Origin of the sequence: Methylophaga sp. OBS4 (assembly GCF_026319305.1) — a bacterium.
In the GTDB taxonomy this organism is placed as follows: domain Bacteria; phylum Pseudomonadota; class Gammaproteobacteria; order Nitrosococcales; family Methylophagaceae; genus Methylophaga.
Window position 1 is genome coordinate 1 of record NZ_JAPDMV010000029.1, and the last position, 17,790, is coordinate 17,790.

The following is a 17,790-nucleotide window of genomic DNA, read 5'->3' on the forward strand; positions in this document are numbered from 1 at the left end:
TAGTTACCGGCAGGCATGACCCATTCGTTTTCGTTTTGTTGCATTGTAGCCAGTTCGTCAGCAGCGACCAGACCTGGTACTGCCAATGACATCATGGCTAATGACAAAGTTTTCAGCTTCATAAAGTTTTCCTCTTTATTGCTTTATAGTTATTTACGACACGATTAAGTCCAAGATTGAACCTCATGCGTAGAGCAAACCATAATCGTGCTGAAATCGATAGTCAAGCATCTTCCCGAACTTTTTTGTGACTTTTTCCATATTTTTTTCGGGAAAAACTTCCCGACAAGATAACCTTATGAAAAATAAATAATATTTCGTCCGCAACCATTTTCAGGCATGATCCTTGATCCATTGAACTGCAGCGGTGATCGCTGATAATGTGCGCTCACGCCCCAGTAAGGCCAAAGTCACATCCAGAGGTGGAGAGACGGTGTTGCCTGTAATTGCAACACGAATTGGCTGAGCCACTTTCCCCATTCCCACCTCGTTTGCTTCAGCACAGGCTTTCACTTCATTATGTACTGGCTCTGCTTGCCAGAATGTCACTGCGGTTAATCGTTCCAGCATTTCTTCTAACAAAGGCAGGCTTTTCTCATTAAGATTTTTTGCGGCTGCTTTTGCGTCGTATTCGCTGACGTCCTGATAGAAAAACTTGCTGTTGGCTGCCATTTCCACCAGGGTTTTGGCACGCTCCTGCTGTAGTTTGACGACTTCGGTTAATTGCGGGCCTGTGGCAGGATCAATACCCAATTGCCCCAGATGCCAGCTCAGATGATGTGCGACATGTTCCGGACTGCTGTGCTTTATATATTGTTGATTAAGCCAAAGCAGTTTTTCAGTATTGAAGCTGGATGCTGCCTTGTTTACATCTTCAATATCAAAAAGCTGAGTCATTTCATCCAGTGAGAATATTTCCTGATCACCATGTGACCAGCCCAGTCTGACCAGGTAGTTAAGTAATGCCTCAGGCAGAAAACCTTCATCCCGGTAGCTCATCACACTCACCGCACCATGACGTTTGGATAGACGGGCACCATCATCACCCAGAATCATCGGCACATGCGCATAAACGGGAGGTTCCACACCGAGGGCTTTGAAAATATTAATTTGTCTGGGTGAATTGTTAAGATGATCATCACCCCGGATAACATGGGTCAACTGCATATCCATATCATCGACAACGACTGTCAGATTATATGTCGGTGTACCATCGGGACGGGCAATAACCAGATCATCTAGCTCGGTGTTGCTGAACTCAACATTACCTCTGATAACATCTTTAACAATCACACTGCCTTCAGTCGGGTTTTTAAAACGAATAACCGGTTCAATACCTGGTTTGGGTTCGGTGCGATGGCGGCAGCGGCCATCATAGCGAGGTTTTTCCTTGTTAGCCCGTTGCTGCTCACGCATGTCTTCCAGCTCTTGTTTGGAGCAGTAACAATAATAAGCATCTCCCTGTTGCAACAACTGCTCGATCACTTCTTTATAACGATCAAAACGCTGCGTCTGATAAAAAGGGCCTTCATCATATTCCAGTCCCAGCCAGGTCATGCCTTCCAGAATGGCGTTCACCGATTCAGCTGAAGAACGTTCCAGATCCGTGTCTTCGATACGCAGAATAAACTGACCGCCATGCTTACGGGCATAGAGCCATGAGAACAATGCTGTTCTGGCACCGCCTACATGCAGATAACCGGTTGGACTGGGGGCGAATCGGGTGCGAATGGTCATGTTAAAACTCTCAACTGGATATGTTCAATAAAGGTGCGTTATTGTACCAGTTGCAAACTATGTATATGAGCGAGAGATATGGAGATAGGGAAATTTTGTCTGGCATTGACACTGGCGCTATTTGTTGCCGCACAAGCTGCCTGCGCCTCTGAACAATATCAAGTTACTCAGGTAAGCGACGGCGTGTTTTACCATCAAGGCGTACATGAAGATGCCACTCAGCAAAACATCGGCGCCATTGCCAACGTCGGATTTATCATTGGTGATGACTGTGTCGCCGTTATCGACAGTGGTGGCAGCTTTGAGGAAGGCCGGTTACTTCATCAGGCTTTGCGACGCCAAACCGACAAGCCGGTATGTTTTGTTATCAACACTCATGTGCATCCTGATCATATCCTGGGTAATGCCGCTTTCACTACCCAAAACCCGACTTTTATCGGACACGAAAAACTGCCTGCGGCTTTGGCTGCCAGAAAAGACTTTTACGCCCGTGCTTTTTCAGAAACGCTTGGTGATGCTTATATCGGTACTGAATATATCGCCCCTCAGCAAACCGTATCCACAGGAACACCGCTAACCATCAACCTGGGCAACCGCGAACTGGAACTGACGGCCTACACCACCGCACATACCGACCATGATCTCACCGTCTTCGACAAAAAAACCAAAACATTATGGACGGGTGATTTGTTGTTTATGCAACGGATTCCGGCGATCGATGGCAGTATCAATGGCTGGATCGATAATATTAAGCAACTACAGCAACTTGATGTGGTTACCGTCGTGCCCGGGCATGGGCCTGCCAGTCAGGACCAATGGCAGCAGGGTTGGCAGGATCAGCTGCATTATCTGACAACCATTCGCGAACAGATTCGTGCCATCATCAATGAGTTGGGTACGATAGATGAAGCCACTGCCACAGTGGGCCTCAGCGAGCAGGAAAAATGGGAACTTTTTGAGGAATATCATCGTCGTAATGTCACAGCATCATTCGTTGAACTCGAATGGGAATAACGATAATGGAGAGAGAAATGTTTAATCGCTTTTTTAATTATTTACTGGTGTGTTTGTCGCTGATGCTGATGGCAGGCCAACCCGCAAACGCAGCCACCCCTAAAGAACCGCTGTGGCCAGCATTGAAAGTGACTTATTTTGGCGATAAGGAAATTCGTGAAAATGCGGATGACTTGTTGGTACTGGAAGCCCCCAAGCGGGCTGAAGACGCAGCCATCGTCCCCGTTTCAATCAAGTCACTGGTGCCGCAAACAGCAGACAGCTACATCAAAAATATCCACTTTATTATTGATAACAATCCGATGCCTTACTCTGCCAATTTCCATTTATCACCAGAGTTGGGCACCGTAGACATTACAACCCGGATGCGTATTGATCAATACACCGACATCAGGGCGATTGCTGAAATGAACGATGGCAGTTTGCATATGGTATCACGCTTTGTAAAAGCCTCTGGCGGCTGCAGTGCACCTGCCGGTAAGGATGCTGCTGCGGCACTTGCCAGACTGGGTAAAATGCAGATTCGTATGCGTCAACCGACTGTAGGTGAACCGGTGCAGGCCCAGGTCATTGTCAGCCATCCTAATTACACTGGGCTTCAGTTCGATCAGAAAGCACGTAAATACATCCCTGCCCACTATGTGAAAAATATCGATATCAAGTATAACAACCAGACATTACTCACGGTTGAAGCCGGTATTTCCATCAGTGAAGATCCCAGCATCCGTTTTAGTTTTACACCGAACGACCATGGCACGTTGAAAGCAGTGGTTGTCGACACGGAAGAAAAACAGTTCAGCATGGAAAAAGAGATCTAATCTCCTTAATTCATTGCTCATAAAAAAAGGCCGCAATCGCGGCCTTTTTTATGATGATCTGTTTACCCTGACTTAACGAATACGGCAGCTTTGGTATGCTTCGGTTTGAGTTTTCTCGAATAACTTCAGGCCACTGCGAATCTGCTTGTCATCACGGAAAGTGGCACCACGATCTGCTGGCAGATTGCGATACATGAAACCGGCACTGATATCCTCAAATTCGGTCTGGCTAAAAACTTCTGCCAGTTTGTCAACGACACAAGAGCACTTATGAGCTCCCTCATAAACATTCATATGCGGGTTGGCTTCCATGCAATCCATTACGTACTGTACTCGGGTGACAGTGGAAAAATCGTTGGACATCGCCATGGTGGGCACAACAGTCAATCCAGCTGCGATTAAAGTGATACCGGCAATTTTCATTCATTCTCTCCTAATATTATTATCTGACGGTGTCAGTTGTGACTGGCCAGTTTTTTATAAGTTCCTGATTTTTAATTCAGCATTAAAAAGTGAATCTTACCTGAATCAAACCCGGTTTGGGTATGCCCGGCACCTGACAATACATGTGTTTGTTTTCACTCCGTCCTAACATAAGGTAAAATCTGGCGTTTATATTAAAGATTCAGCGCCACACAGCGGGCAGGAGAAACCCAGATGAAAAAACTGTTATTGCACCTTGACACCGATCCTGTTGCAAGCACTTTTGATCAAGCCGTCGCTTATGACGCAGGTGTCGACAATATCATTGCCCACGGCGGTGCAACACGTGACAACGTCACGCCGCATGTGCACGGTATGATCTTTACTCGCGGTGGCAAAAACCTCAAAAACAGCGCTATTTTCATCGGTGGTTCGAACGTGGCTGCCAGCGATCTTGTAGGCGAGGCCGTCAAAAAAGCATTTTTCGGGCCGGTTCGCGTTTCGGTGATGCTGGATCCAAACGGCTCCAATACCACCGCTGCCGCCGTCGCCCGTAAAGTCATGACTGATTATGACATTACAGGTAAAAATGTGGTGATTCTGGGTGCCGGACCGGTTGGCCAGCGCACCGCGCTTTATCTGTTAAAAGAAGGCGCCGCCAAAGTCACCATGACTTCCCGCAGTCTGGAACGCAGCAAAGTCACCACTGAACAAATGAAAGAAGCATATGGTGTTGATGTCATTCCGGGCGAGACCCGCAGCGATGAAGCAGTGAAAACATTGCTGGCTGACGCACATGTTGCCATAGCAGCGGGGCCAGCTGGCGTATGTGTTGTGCCACAGGCGGCGCTGGATGGTAATACAACACTGGAAGTCGTTGCTGACGTGAATGCGGTACCGCCACTGGGTGTTGCCGGTATGGAAGTAATGGATAACGGCACAGAGAAACAAGGTATTCGTTTTTACGGTGCTATCGCTATCGGTAACTTCAAGATGAAAGTCCATCGCGGCGCGGTAGCATCATTATTTGAATCGAATGATTTGTTTCTTGATGAGACCACGATTTACGACATTGCCTGTAAAATCGATAACGCACAGTGAAATCAAAACAAGCCGATAACCCGCAAATGACCCGTATGGTCAGTGTGCGGGCACCGGCACGACTTCATCTCGGCTTTCTGGATCTGAATGCAACCTTAGGGCGCAAATTCGGCAGTATCGGACTGGCTATCGACAGTCACCACTGTCATCTACGGCTTACAGCGGCCCGCGATTTTCATATCCACGGGACAGCGCTCTCTGCCGAATCCAGGCAGCGGTTACTGAACACTAGCGAGCGTTTCTATCAAACGCTGGGACAGGCAATTCCAGACCTGCAACGCGGCATAGACATTGAGTTGCTGGAGCATATTCCTGAACATGCGGGATTGGGCTCCGGCACCCAATTGGCACTGACTTTGGGCACGGCGCTGGCTCGATTTCATCAAATTGAAACAAGTACCGCACAGCTTGCGCAGCATCTGGAACGAGGTAAACGGTCCGGTATCGGCATCGCGACCTTTGATCAGGGTGGTTTTGTTGTCGATGGCGGCTTGAAACCCGGCCAGTCTGTGCCACCGGTGCTGATGCAACAGGCTTTTCCGTCAAACTGGCGTATCGTTTTACTTATGGATCACCATCACCAAGGGGTTCATGGCCAGATTGAAAAACAAGCGTTCCAGACTTTGCCGATATTTCCGCTGACAAATGTCCAGGCTATTTGCCACCTTACCTTGATGCAATTATTACCGGCTCTGGTACAACAACAGCTCGACGAGTTTGGTTCAGCCATCACCCAAATTCAGGCATTAGTAGGTGATCACTTCGCGGCTGTGCAAGGCGGACGTTATACCAGCCGGGCTGTTGCGGCCTGCCTCGAGCAGGCGCAGAAACTCGGCCATACCGGCATCGCACAAAGCTCTTGGGGCCCGACCGGTTGTGTATTTGTTGATAGTGATGAAGCCGCTGATATGCTGATAGGCCAATTGACTGACTATGCGCAAAAACAGCCCTCTGCCACAACACAACCCGACTTCATCAAAGCCGGGGCTGCGCGCACCGGTGCGATCATTGAAACCGCAACACAAGAGTGGCTATGATCTCAACATCCATGCTTCCAGATTCTCTCTTTTAAGGAATTAACATGTCCAAACGCTCAATTATCCACATGCTCAATCCTATGCAGCATAACAGTCCGTTTGATATCAATATGGCGCTTGACGCCGGTTATGACGTATTGATGCCCTATCAGCACGTTAAACTGGAAGAAGTGGCCGGTCTGACTCAGGATGCTATTTTCTCTCGCGGGCCTTCCGGCGTGAAAAAAACCGGTATGTTTATCGGTGGTCGAGATATCGGCCTGGCCATGGATATGCTGGATGCCGCCAAAAAAGCCATGGTGCCACCATTTGAAATTTCCGTATTCGCAGATCCCAGTGGCGCCTTCACCACCGCTGCCGCGTTAGTTGCCTGTGTTGAACGCGAACTGAAAAAGCATTTCAAACAAGGCTTTGAAGGAACCCGCGCCGTCGTATTCGGCGGTACCGGCCCTGTTGGTCTCGCAACAGCCGTCATTGCGGCTTTGCAAGGTGCTGAAACGGATATTGTCGACCACTTCTCCGTTGATACGGCACTGGCTTTCGCCGAAGAAGCCAAGCGGCGTTATAACGTCAATCTTCGTGGCACGACGGCTGCATCTGATGCTGACAAAGCACGTCTACTGTCTGATGCCGATGTGGTCTTCTGTGCGGCCAAAGCCGGCATCCAGGTCCTCAACGCCTCAGTGCTGGCAGATGCCAAACAGCTGAAAGTGGCCGGTGACGTCAATGCGGTATCTCCCCTGGGTATTGAAGGCATCAAACTGATGGACGCCGGTGCACCGTTGATTCATGCCAAAAACTGCCCTGATGCGGTGGGGATTGGTGCTTTAGCTGTAGGTGATGTCAAATACAAACTGCAACAGGCCCTGCTCAGAGAGACACTGGAAAGCGAAAAACCTGTCTATCTGGATTTCCGCAATGCCTTTGAAGGCGCGCGTAAACTGGTCTAAGCAATTCCCAGGTTATTTCGGTATAACCCCATGCAAAGTCAGTTGCCGATACTGATCTTTGCACAAAGCGCCCGCTTTATTGCACAAATAGCCGCCCGGACAGGTTATACCGTCTGGGTGGCTGATTGCTTTTGTGATCTCGACACACAAGCAGTTGCTGAGCGCTGCATACAACTTCCCGCCTTATCCGAATTAAGTCAGGATGCATTATCAGACCAGCTGACCAAGCTGACGCAGGGGCAAAAATGTCATTTGATCTGCGGAACAGGTATTGAACAATTTTATCCGCTGCTGGACAAACTGCCCGGACATATACTACCTGTCGGCAATAGTACAAAGACCCTCAGCCAGCTGCGACAGGCCCGCACATTTTTCCCGCTGCTGGACAAACTCCAGCTGAATTATCCTGATATCAGTTATGACGCCCCGGCCGCACCATTGAGATCATGGCTGCTGAAAACACTGGATGGATTCGGCGGCAGTCATATCCGTCCCGCTGCCAAATCACAAACGTCCGCGACAGACTATTATCAACAACACCTCAACGGTCTCTGCGGTTCTGTCTGTTTTATTGCCAATGGCCACAATGCCCGCATACTCAGCTATAACCGGCAAATTAACCAGCCCGCCTCCTTTCAACTCCAGCATATTGTCACACCGCTGATTCTGGTACCGGCCTTACAAGTTTATCTGCTTCAAGCGGTCGACAGGCTGACCGCCGCAACCGGCCTGAAAGGTCTCTGCAGTCTCGATTTTATCGTTGATAACACAGATACAATCTATCTGCTTGAAGTCAATCCTCGTATCAGTGCCTCCGCTGAATTAATCGCTGATAAACACGAGCTGTTCGAATGGCATATGCAGGCCTGCCAAGGACATTTGCCGCTGAGGATTGATGAGCCGGGAAAAACCGTGCGGATGTTGTCTTATCTGTTTGCTGAACAGGACTGTGTTATTGCAGACAAGCTGAACTGGCCTGAACAAAGTCATGACTTGCCTGTTGCCGGCACCTTGATCTCCACACACGCGCCCGTGTGCACCATTATCAGCGAAGCAGAAAATATGGATCAGTGCCTGCAACAATTTAACCGCACTGCCTGTCAAATCAGCCAGAATTTGTATCAGTCTGCTTGAAAACGGCATCTGCCTCACCCATATTAGCAATCACACTTGTCACACAGGATCCGCTTGAATGAAACGAATTTTACTTTTTGTCGGCACTAACCTTGCTGTATTGGTTGTGCTCAGCATGACCATGCGTTTGCTCGGCATCGAAAGTCTGCTGGATGAACAGGGCGTGGGGCTTGACATGAATGCCTTGCTGATTTTTGCGGCCGTGATTGGTTTCAGCGGTTCGTTTATTTCTCTGCTTATTTCCAAATGGACCGCCAAGCATATGACCGGTGCTAAGGTCATAGAAAGTCCGGGCAACGACACAGAACGCTGGTTGCTTGCAACGGTAAGCAGGCTGGCCAAACAGGCCAACATCGGCATGCCGGAAGTGGCGGTATACAACTCGCCGCAACCTAATGCTTTTGCCACCGGCGCCAATAAAAATAATGCGCTGGTTGCGGTGAGTAGCGGCCTGATGCAATCCATGACCCAGGATGAAGTTGAGGCGGTGCTTGCGCATGAGATCAGTCATATTTCCAATGGCGATATGGTGACGATGGCGCTGATTCAAGGTGTGGTCAATACCTTTGTTATTGTCTTGTCACGGGTAATTGGTCATGTTGTCGATCGCACTATCTTCAAAGTTGAGCGCGGCCATGGCCCGGCGTTCTGGATCACGTCCATTATTGCCGAACTGATACTGGCATTTCTCGCCAGCATTATCGTGTTGTGGTTCAGCCGTCAGCGAGAATATCGTGCTGATGCCGGCGCCGCCAGCCTGGTCGGTGCGCCAAAAATGATTGCGGCCTTGCAACGACTGGCAGGCACCGCCACCGAACCATTGCCGGATCAATTGCATGCGTTGGGTATTTCAGGCGGCCGTGGCGGTTTGTCGGCGTTATTCATGACTCATCCGCCTCTGGAAGAGCGCATCAACGCTTTGCGGGGTCATCGCAGATAACAAAAAGCCGGGATTAACCCGGCTTTTTTATTTATACCCGTGAAACCCGCTGCTGATTACAAATCATCATCCTCAAAATCATAATCCAGCTTGTCTGAAGGCTCATGAATGTAAAAGCCTTGTGCATAATCAACACCCAGACGCCACAATAAGGCCAGACTGTTAGCATCAGACACGAATTCGGCAATACAACGTTTGCCGGCTTGTTTGCTCATTTCGATAATCGCTTTTACTGCTGCCTGGTTCTCGGTGTCATGTGCCATATTCTCGACAAATGCACCATTGATCTTGAGATAATCGACATCCAGCGCACTGAGACTGTTGGAAAAATCCACCCCGGAGCCAAAGTGCTCCAGACCGAATTCACAGCCAATCTTCTTCAGCTTGGCAATCACCTCTCGTGCTGTATCCAGATTATCCAAAGCCGCCGTTTCGCTGATTTCAAATACCAAAGCATTGCCATTCAGATTATGTGCATCCAAAGACGCACACAACCAATCAACAAATTCGGTGACATGTAATGTCTGCTCGGACAATTTGATAAAAAACCGTGTGCGCGGGAATTGCTGGCGATGGTCGGCCAGCGCGTCCAACGCATTGCGGATAACCCATTTATCAATTTCCGCCATCATTTTCAGATTGACAGCCTGATTAATAAAATCCTCAGCAAGCATCAGCCGGTTTTCAGCCAGTTGTAATCTTAGCAGAACTTCGTACAATTCCTGTTCTTCGCCATGGAGACTGACGATAGGCTGGTAATACAGGATGAATTTGTCTTCATTAAGCCCTTTTTGCAAGCGTTGTTGCCACTGTTCAGGTGATTGACCTTCACCCGCAGCCTGGCTCGGATGCTGCTGGAACCTGGCAACCTGATTACCGCCGGCACGTTGCGCCTGTGAGCAGGCTTTGTCGGCATTCTCCAGTACAGCTTCTGCTGAAGCCTGACTCTCGTTTATTCGTGAAATGCCAATACTGCAATGCAGATCTATAGTTTTGCCACTGGCATGCGACACGTAATCATCAATAGTCTTGAGATAGGTTGCCGCCCTGACATCCACTGCATTATCATCATGACTGGGAATAATGACCGTAAATACCTGATCGCCATAACGGCCCAGAATTTCACCTTCCTGCATATTCTTGCGCAGTAATTCAGCTACACTTTTAATGATAATATCGCTGGTGCCCAAACCGACCTGTTCTTTTATCAACTGGAAATCATCCAGCACCATATAAAGCAACTCGGCATCACCATTACCTTCAGCAGCCTGATAAACCGTTTTTTCCAGTTCATCCATAAATCGCGCCCGGGTATAGAGTCCTGTCAGCAAATCATGGTCGCGCAACAGTTTGAGTTGGGTATCATCAACGGTAAAGGCCGCATCGTCCCGGATGACGACCTGGGTACAATTCTCACCCTCAACCCGGGCATGGCTGAACTCAATTTTGGCGTTGAAACCGGTGCCATCGGCACGTACACAACTCGCCACCACCGTCTCCGGCTCAGATTCGGATTGCTCAGAAAATTGACGAAAGACCGTTTTAAACTTGTTATGGTCATCAGCCGCGATTAGATCCAGAATCGGCAGACCATCAATATCTTCGGCCTCTTCGTAGCCAAACAGCTTCAGATAAGCCTGATTGACGTATATGTGCATGCCTTCATGCATATAAGCCACCGCGTCACGAGAGCTTTCCAGCAAGGCTCTGGAACGTTTTTCACTCTCTCTCAGCGCACGCTCGTTTCGCCGCCCAAGTCGTCGTATAGACAGATTATTCAATTCGCGGTTGGCTGCAAATTGCAAACGGCGATTATCACCGAACACCACAATATCTTGGGCATTACTGTCAAAAAACTGCTCTTCACTGGCCTTGTCGTTAACCAGAATAATGCAGGGCAGATCTTTTCCCAGTCGTTGCAGCAGTCTGACAATCTCCTGTGGCGGCAGGTTAGCCACGGAATCACGACAGATCAGTAAATCCCAGGTCTGATTAGTCAGCAGCTGTTCAACACCTGCGGGGGTGTCTTCACGGGCGGCCCGCACTGCATGACCGGCACTACGCAAAGTGTTGATAATGCCATCCGCATCAGTGAGGGAATCGTCCACTATCAGTAACCGTAGAATACCTTCAGCTCTTGCCACCATCTACACTCTCTATTGTTTTTTATCCAGCAACACAGGCTTGTTTCCTTCCAGGCGGGTCATCTGTTGCTCCATCCAGTCAAATAATTGCTGGTTAAGCTCAGCCGGATTTTTATCGTCTGTCGCTATCTTAGCCCCTATTACCATTTTGATCACGCCGGGATATTTGAGAAAACCATGTTTAGGCCAGGCTTTACCTGCATCATGTGCCACCGGAATCACCGGATAGCCGGTATCAACCGCCAGCCTGGCCCCGCCTATACCAAAACGACCAATATGGCCGGTAGCAATGCGGGTACCTTCGGGGAATATCACCACCCAGGCGCCTGATGAAAGCCGGTCCAGCCCTTGCTCGGTGACTTGACTTAATGCCTTACGACCGGCTTTGCGATCAATGGCAATCGGGTTAAGTGAAGCCAGCCCCCAGCCAAAAAAGGGGATCCACAATAACTCCCGCTTCAATACCCACACCTGGGGCGGAAACACAGTCTGCAAAGCCAGTGTTTCCCAAGCTGACTGGTGTTTACAAATAATAACGGCGGGCTCATCACCGATATGTTCACGCCCTTCCACTTCAAGGTGAACATCACAAATCCTGGCCAGTAGCCAGATATTGGTTTTTGCCCACTGGCTAACCACTGCATAACGCCATTTGAACGGCAACGGCCACAGTAAAATCCCCACTATCGAAAACAAAACAGCAGAGACGGCATGTACAATCGAAAAAACAAAAGAACGCAGGTAGATCATTAAAGCTGCGGCTCCAATAATGCATTGGCTACAGCGGCCAGATCATCATATACCTCAACATTGTCAGGAATACCTTCCGCCAGCGTACGTTCGCCTTTACCTGTCTTGACCAGAATCGGCCGGGCCTTGGAAACAATAGCCGCTTGAATATCACGCATTGAGTCGCCTACAGCCGGTACGTTGTCCAGGTTGACCCGCAGGCGATGAGCCAGTTCAGCAAAAGAACCGTTATGCGGTTTGCGGCACTGGCAATCATCTTCCGGACCATGCGGACAAAACAGAACCGCCTCAATACGCCCCCCGACCTGGGCCAGCATACGGCGCATTTTGCTATGGATGCGATTCAATGTTTCCACATCCAGCAGCCCTCGGGCAATGCCTGATTGATTGGTGATCACCACCACCCGGTAACCGGCATAATTCAGTCGTGCAATCGCTTCCAGACTCCCCTCTATCGGCTCCCACTCAGCAGGAGATTTGATAAAGTCATCAGAGTCGTGATTAATCACCCCATCTCGATCCAGAATGATCAGCGACATAAAATACTCCTGTTACTCCTGCAGGCAGGAAATATCGGCCACACCCAAAAACAAGGCCCGGGTCTGATTCAATAAGGCCAAACGGTTTTGTCTCACCGCTTCATCATCCACCATGACCATGACCTGGTCAAAAAATGCATCAATCGTTTCCCGCATATCTGCCAAGTAATTCAATACGCCGGTATAGTCAGCATTAGCGGACAGCGGCGCCAGATCTTTACTTGCCTGTATCAGCTTCTCTGCCAGGGCTTTTTCCGCTGGTTCCTGCAGCAAGTTATCCACGATCTCTACCGCAGTCTGTCCAGCGCCGTTTTTGCGCAGAATATTACCTATCCGTTTATTACCGGCAGCCAGCGACTCGGCCTGCTCCAACTGACGGAAAGCCGCTACTGCTTTCAGGCGCTGCATGAAATCCAGCGGACGGGTCGGTCTGACTGCCAGCACCGCCTCGAATTCGTCTGCCTTGGCACCCTCCTCCAGAGCATAACCGCGCAGACGGTCATAGAAATACTGCATGACTTGCTCTGTTACGGTTTGTTCGCTGAGTTTGTCAGCAAAATTACTCAAGGCAATATTGAGTAATTGCACCAGGTCCAGATCCAGTTGTTTTTCGATGATGATGCGCAGCACCCCTAATGAGGCACGACGCAAGGCAAAAGGATCTTTCATGCCTGACGGTGGTTGGCCGATACCGAACAGCCCGGTCATGGTATCCAGTTTTTCGGCGATACTCACAGCCTGACCGGTACGGGTCTGAGGCAGTTTATCCCCGGCATATCGCGGCAGATACTGCTCATCCAACGCTTCTGCCACTTCGCTATCTTCACCGTCCAGCTTGGCATAATAACGCCCCATAATACCCTGCAGCTCCGGAAACTCACCGACCATTTCCGTCACCAAGTCACATTTAGCCAGCTGGGCAGCCCGCTCTGCCAGTTTGGCATCAGCGCCTATTTGACAAGCAATGTCTGCGGCCAGTTTCGCCACCCGTTCGGATTTGTCATAAACCGTGCCCAGCTTGTTCTGGAATACAATGGTTTGTAATTGCTCTCTATGTGCAGCAAGCGGCTGTTTGCGGTCGGTATCCCAGAAAAAAGCGGCATCACTCAATCTTGGCAGAATCACCCGCTCGTTACCGGCGACCACCTGAGCAGGATCCTGACTGGCAATATTACTGACCGTTATAAAATGCGGCAACAACTCCCCTGAAGGGGCACGAACCGCAAAATACTTCTGGTGACCTTCCATTGATGAGATCAAGGCTTCTGCGGGCAGTTCCAGGAAGCGCGGATCAAAATTTCCCGCCAGCGCTACCGGCCATTCGACCAGCCCGGTCACTTCTTCCAGCAGATCCGGATTGATAATCGCATCGCCACCCAATTGACTGGCCAACTCATTGACCTGACCATGAATGGCTTCTTTGCGCGCATCATAATCGACCACAACATGTCCTTCAGTTTCCAGTTGCGGCGCGTAAGTCATTGGTGAACTGATGCGGATCGGCTGCGGGTGATGGAAACGGTGGCCGGCTGTGAAACGATCAGACGTCACTCCCAGTAAATCCATTGGAATCACTTCGTCGCCGAACAGCAGCACCAGCCAGTGTACCGGACGTACAAACTCGCCCGGCAAATCGCCCCAGCGCATGCGCTTGGGAATCGGTAAATCGTTCAATGTCTGTTGCAGAATGCCGGGGATCAGGCTCTGTGTATCCGCCCCCTGTTGCTGCTGTTTGAATACCAGCCAGGCACCTTTATCAGTGCGGGTAGTTTCCAGATCATCAACTTCCACTCCGCAGGAGCGGGCAAAGCCCTGCAGCGCTTTGGTCGGATTACCGTCTTCATCAAAGGCCGCGGTAACCGCAGGGCCGCGACGTTCAACGGTACGATCCTGCTGGCGTATCTGCAGCTTGGTGATTACCACTGCCAGCCGTCTGGGGGTCGCATAAGGACGAATTTCGTCAAACGACAACTCTACTTTGTTCAGTCCCTGCTCAATGCCTTCACAAAACGCTTTACTTAACGTGGCCAGCGCTTTGGGTGGCAATTCCTCTGTACCCAGCTCAATCAGCAAATCCCTGGTATTTGTCATGATTGTGCCTCCGCCTGCGCCCGCTGTACCAACGGAAAGCCCAAAAACTCACGTCGATCGTAATAAGCCTGGGCCACTTCTCTTGCCAGCGTTCTGACACGTAGAATAAAACGCTGTCTTTCCGTAACCGAGATCGCTTTACGTGCATCCAACATGTTAAAGGTATGGGAAGCTTTCAGCACCAGTTCATAAGCCGGCAGCGGCAGACCTGCTTCAATCATTCGTTGGCTCTCGCGTTCGCAGGTATCAAAAGTCTGAAACAGACTTGCCACTTCCGCCTGCTCGAAGTTGTAGGCTGACATTTCCACTTCATTCTGATGAAACACATCACCGTAGGTCACAGTGCCCATTGGCCCATCGGCCCAGATCAGATCATAAACGCTATCCACCCCTTGCAGGTACATGGCAATCCGTTCCAGACCATAGGTAATCTCACCGGTGACCGGACGACATTCCAGACCGCCCACCTGCTGGAAGTAGGTGAACTGTGTCACCTCCATGCCGTTCAGCCAGACTTCCCAGCCCAGTCCCCAGGCACCCAGCGTCGGTGACTCCCAGTTATCTTCAACAAAGCGGATATCATGTACCGACAAATCCAGCCCCAGCATTTCCAGCGATCCCAGGTAGAGCTCTTGAATATTCAGTGGGGAAGGTTTCAGTACAACCTGAAACTGATAATAATGCTGCAAGCGGTTAGGGTTGTCGCCGTAACGGCCATCAGTAGGACGACGTGAAGGTTGTACATAGGCAGCACTCCACGGCTCGGGGCCGATTGCGCGCAGAAAAGTAGCCGGATGGAAAGTCCCGGCACCGACTTCCATATCGTAGGGTTGCAGCAATACACAGCCTTGCTCAGCCCAGTATTGTTGCAGCCTCAGAATCAATTCCTGAAAGGTTCTCGGCGTCTCCGCCTTCATCACCGCTATCTTAGTCATTAGCTCGATTTCACAATCCAAAGTCAAAACCCTTGCGATTATAGCGAATCTGGGCTGATCTTGTAGAGACAAGCTTGTGATTATTGGGCAAACACACTTTGTTTTTCACTCGATTTGAATGGCGTCAAAAACAACTAATCACTTTGTAATCAGGTACAATGCCCAGCCGACGTCCCGATTATGAGTGAAACAATGCAACGCTATCTCGGCATCGTTATGGATCCGATTGCCAGGATCAATATCAAAAAAGACAGCAGTTTTGCGATGCTGCTCGCAGCGCAGGCAAAAGGCTGGCAAATCCTATACATGGAACAGCAGGATTTATTTCTGCGCGAAGGGCAGGTGTTTGCCGAAATGAAACCCTTGCGGGTAGTTGATGATGCCAGCAACTGGTTTGAGCTCGGCGCAACACAAACCCGGCCGCTGACTGATGTTGAAGTGATCCTGATGCGCAAGGATCCGCCTTTTGATATGGAATATGTTTACAGCACTTATCTGCTGGAGCAGGCGCAAGCTGCGGGTGTCATGATTGTCAACGATCCGCAGAGCCTGCGCGATGCCAATGAAAAACTGTTCACCGCCTGGTTTCCCCACTGCTGTCCTCCCACTTTGGTGACCCGCCACAAACATTTGATTCGTGAATTCCAACAGCAGCAGGGCGATATCATTCTTAAACCACTCGATGGCATGGGCGGCGCTTCCATATTTCGCATTAATCAGGGGGATCCTAACTTTTCGGTCATTGTCGAAACCCTGAGCCGGCATGGCAAACAGTCAGTGATGGCACAAAAATACCTGCCGCAGATCGCCGATGGCGACAAACGCATTTTGCTAATAGACGGCGAGCCGGTGCCTTACGCACTGGCAAGAATCCCCGCAGCGGGGGAAACCCGTGGCAACCTGGCGGCAGGAGGCCGGGCTGAAGGCCGCCCTTTGACTGAACGAGATCGGTGGATTTGTGCACAAGTTGGAGCCAAGTTACGCGAAAAAGGGCTTATCTTCGTCGGCCTGGACGTCATCGGTGACTATCTCACCGAAATCAATGTCACCAGTCCGACCTGTATTCGTGAACTTGACGCCCAGTTCGGACTCAATATTGCTGGCGATTTGATGGACGCTATTGAACAACGCTTATAATGAAAATTACTTCAATTATCTTGTTACTTTGTTGTCTGATGCTCACGGCCTGTGGTGATCAGGATGGGGCCCGTCAGGCCAAGTTTTATGCGTTTGGTACTGAAATCGACGTCAGTATTTACGGCGTCGATGCCGCCACTGCCGAAAATACCGTCGACAGCCTGCAACAGACCTTTGCCAATGTGAACGATACCTGGCATGCCTGGCAACCCAGCACATTGACCCGCATCAATCAGGCGATTGCTCAGGGTGAAACGGTGGAAATCAAACCGGAAGTGGCTGCCGTAATAGAACAGGCGGCGCTTTACGCCCGACAAAGTCAGCATTTGTTCAACCCGGCGGCGGGTAAATTGTTTGAACTATGGGGTTATCATCAGGATAACTGGTTCGAATCGCGGCCCCCGCCTTCGCAGGAAAAAATCGATCGCTGGTTAGAAAGCGCACCGACAATGGACGATATACACATAGAAAACGGTATGCTGCGTAGCGACAATACCATGGTCAAACTCGGCTTCGGCGCTTTTGCCAAAGGCACCGCGGTGGACGCGGCGATCGATGCTTTGCGCGCGCAGGGGGTAGACAACGCCATTATTAATATCGGCGGCGACTTACGTGCCATCGGCAGTCATGGTGAACGCCCTTGGGTCATCGGCATTCGTCACCCGCGCCAGGAAGGCAGAATGCTGGCCTCTGTTGCGGTTCAGGATGATGAAAGTGTATTTACCTCCGGTGACTACGAACGCTATTTCAGCTATGAGGGCAAACGTTACCCGCATATTCTGGACCCGCGCACCGGTTATCCTGCCCGTGACGTCATTTCCGTTACCGTTATTCATCAAAATGCCGCCAGAGCCGATGCAGCGGCGACGGCTTTATTAGTAGCCGGCCTTGACTGGCCGCAGATCGCTGCTTCCATGGGCATTGATCGTGTTATGGTGATGCGAGCTGATGGCCAGATAGAAATGAGTCCGGCCATGGCTGAGCATGTTAATCTCACTGATAAAACGCTCACTCCGCAAATTCGTCAGGTTACACAGTAA

General features: G+C 50.1%; 16 protein-coding genes. 9 read left to right on the forward strand and 7 right to left on the reverse strand.

The genetic code is table 11. The annotated features are described in order from the left end of the window. Window positions 1–333: 333 nt before the first annotated feature. Window positions 334–1,737 (reverse strand): glutamate--tRNA ligase, encoded by a 1,404-nt coding sequence (gene gltX / locus OMP95_RS09720; protein ID WP_266328275.1) that lies wholly within the window; start codon window positions 1,735–1,737, stop codon window positions 334–336. A 78-nt stretch (window positions 1,738–1,815) separates the two neighbouring features. On the opposite strand from gltX, the gene OMP95_RS09725 reads away from it, so the two are divergent. Both OMP95_RS09725 and OMP95_RS09730 read left to right on the forward strand, forming a co-directional pair. Then, complete coding sequence (locus OMP95_RS09725) at window positions 1,816–2,751, forward strand: quinoprotein relay system zinc metallohydrolase 2 (protein ID WP_266328277.1); 936 nt, start codon at window positions 1,816–1,818, stop codon at window positions 2,749–2,751. A gap of 17 nt (window positions 2,752–2,768) precedes the next feature. Beyond that, window positions 2,769–3,569 carry a quinoprotein dehydrogenase-associated SoxYZ-like carrier gene (locus OMP95_RS09730; protein ID WP_266328279.1) on the forward strand — a complete coding sequence of 267 codons (801 nt, stop codon included), beginning with the start codon at window positions 2,769–2,771 and terminating at the stop codon, window positions 3,567–3,569. A 72-nt stretch (window positions 3,570–3,641) separates the two neighbouring features. Here the strand turns inward: OMP95_RS09730 and OMP95_RS09735 are convergent, their stop codons facing one another. Then, complete coding sequence (locus OMP95_RS09735; protein WP_266328281.1) at window positions 3,642–3,992, reverse strand: hypothetical protein; 351 nt, start codon at window positions 3,990–3,992, stop codon at window positions 3,642–3,644. A gap of 234 nt (window positions 3,993–4,226) precedes the next feature. Between OMP95_RS09735 and OMP95_RS09740 the strand changes: the two genes are divergently transcribed. The 5 genes from OMP95_RS09740 to htpX are packed head-to-tail and all read left to right on the forward strand — an operon-like array spanning window position 4,227 to window position 9,154. After that, a complete protein-coding gene (locus OMP95_RS09740) occupies window positions 4,227–5,093 on the forward strand; it encodes an NAD(P)-dependent methylenetetrahydromethanopterin dehydrogenase (RefSeq protein WP_266328283.1) in 867 nt (288 codons plus the stop codon). Continuing rightward, window positions 5,090–6,130 carry a beta-ribofuranosylaminobenzene 5'-phosphate synthase family protein gene (locus tag OMP95_RS09745; protein WP_266328285.1) on the forward strand — a complete coding sequence of 347 codons (1,041 nt, stop codon included), beginning with the start codon at window positions 5,090–5,092 and terminating at the stop codon, window positions 6,128–6,130. Before OMP95_RS09740 ends, OMP95_RS09745 begins: the two co-directional genes overlap by 4 nt. Window positions 6,131–6,174: 44 nt before the next feature. Then, the gene (locus OMP95_RS09750) at window positions 6,175–7,080 is read left to right on the forward strand and encodes an NAD(P)-dependent methylenetetrahydromethanopterin dehydrogenase (RefSeq protein WP_266328287.1); all 906 of its coding nucleotides are present in this window, start codon (window positions 6,175–6,177) and stop codon (window positions 7,078–7,080) included. 30 nt (window positions 7,081–7,110) lie between these two features. Continuing rightward, on the forward strand, window positions 7,111–8,214 hold the full coding sequence (locus OMP95_RS09755) for an ATP-grasp domain-containing protein (RefSeq protein ID WP_266328289.1): 1,104 nt from the start codon (window positions 7,111–7,113) through the stop codon (window positions 8,212–8,214). A gap of 58 nt (window positions 8,215–8,272) precedes the next feature. Further along, window positions 8,273–9,154, forward strand: a complete 882-nt coding sequence (htpX, locus tag OMP95_RS09760; protein ID WP_266328291.1) for a protease HtpX — start codon at window positions 8,273–8,275, stop codon at window positions 9,152–9,154. 56 nt (window positions 9,155–9,210) lie between these two features. Here the strand turns inward: htpX and OMP95_RS09765 are convergent, their stop codons facing one another. From OMP95_RS09765 to glyQ, 5 genes are read right to left on the reverse strand one after another with little or no spacing between them, the layout of a single operon-like run. Next, complete coding sequence (locus OMP95_RS09765; protein WP_266328294.1) at window positions 9,211–11,301, reverse strand: EAL domain-containing protein; 2,091 nt, start codon at window positions 11,299–11,301, stop codon at window positions 9,211–9,213. Between the two features lie 9 nt (window positions 11,302–11,310). Further along, the gene (locus tag OMP95_RS09770; protein ID WP_266328296.1) at window positions 11,311–12,048 is read right to left on the reverse strand and encodes a lysophospholipid acyltransferase family protein; all 738 of its coding nucleotides are present in this window, start codon (window positions 12,046–12,048) and stop codon (window positions 11,311–11,313) included. After that, window positions 12,048–12,587, reverse strand: a complete 540-nt coding sequence (gene gmhB, locus OMP95_RS09775) for a D-glycero-beta-D-manno-heptose 1,7-bisphosphate 7-phosphatase (protein ID WP_266328298.1) — start codon at window positions 12,585–12,587, stop codon at window positions 12,048–12,050. Before gmhB ends, OMP95_RS09770 begins: the two co-directional genes overlap by 1 nt. A gap of 12 nt (window positions 12,588–12,599) precedes the next feature. Further along, on the reverse strand, window positions 12,600–14,678 hold the full coding sequence (gene glyS / locus OMP95_RS09780; RefSeq protein ID WP_266328300.1) for a glycine--tRNA ligase subunit beta: 2,079 nt from the start codon (window positions 14,676–14,678) through the stop codon (window positions 12,600–12,602). Then, window positions 14,675–15,613 carry a glycine--tRNA ligase subunit alpha gene (gene glyQ, locus OMP95_RS09785; RefSeq protein ID WP_266328302.1) on the reverse strand — a complete coding sequence of 313 codons (939 nt, stop codon included), beginning with the start codon at window positions 15,611–15,613 and terminating at the stop codon, window positions 14,675–14,677. Before glyQ ends, glyS begins: the two co-directional genes overlap by 4 nt. 192 nt (window positions 15,614–15,805) lie before the next feature. Here glyQ and gshB point away from each other — a divergent pair, with 192 nt between their 5' ends. Continuing rightward, window positions 15,806–16,750: a glutathione synthase gene (gene gshB, locus OMP95_RS09790; RefSeq protein ID WP_266328304.1), complete on the forward strand. Its 945-nt coding sequence runs from the start codon at window positions 15,806–15,808 to the stop codon at window positions 16,748–16,750. After that, window positions 16,750–17,790, forward strand: a complete 1,041-nt coding sequence (locus OMP95_RS09795) for an FAD:protein FMN transferase (protein ID WP_266328306.1) — start codon at window positions 16,750–16,752, stop codon at window positions 17,788–17,790. Before gshB ends, OMP95_RS09795 begins: the two co-directional genes overlap by 1 nt.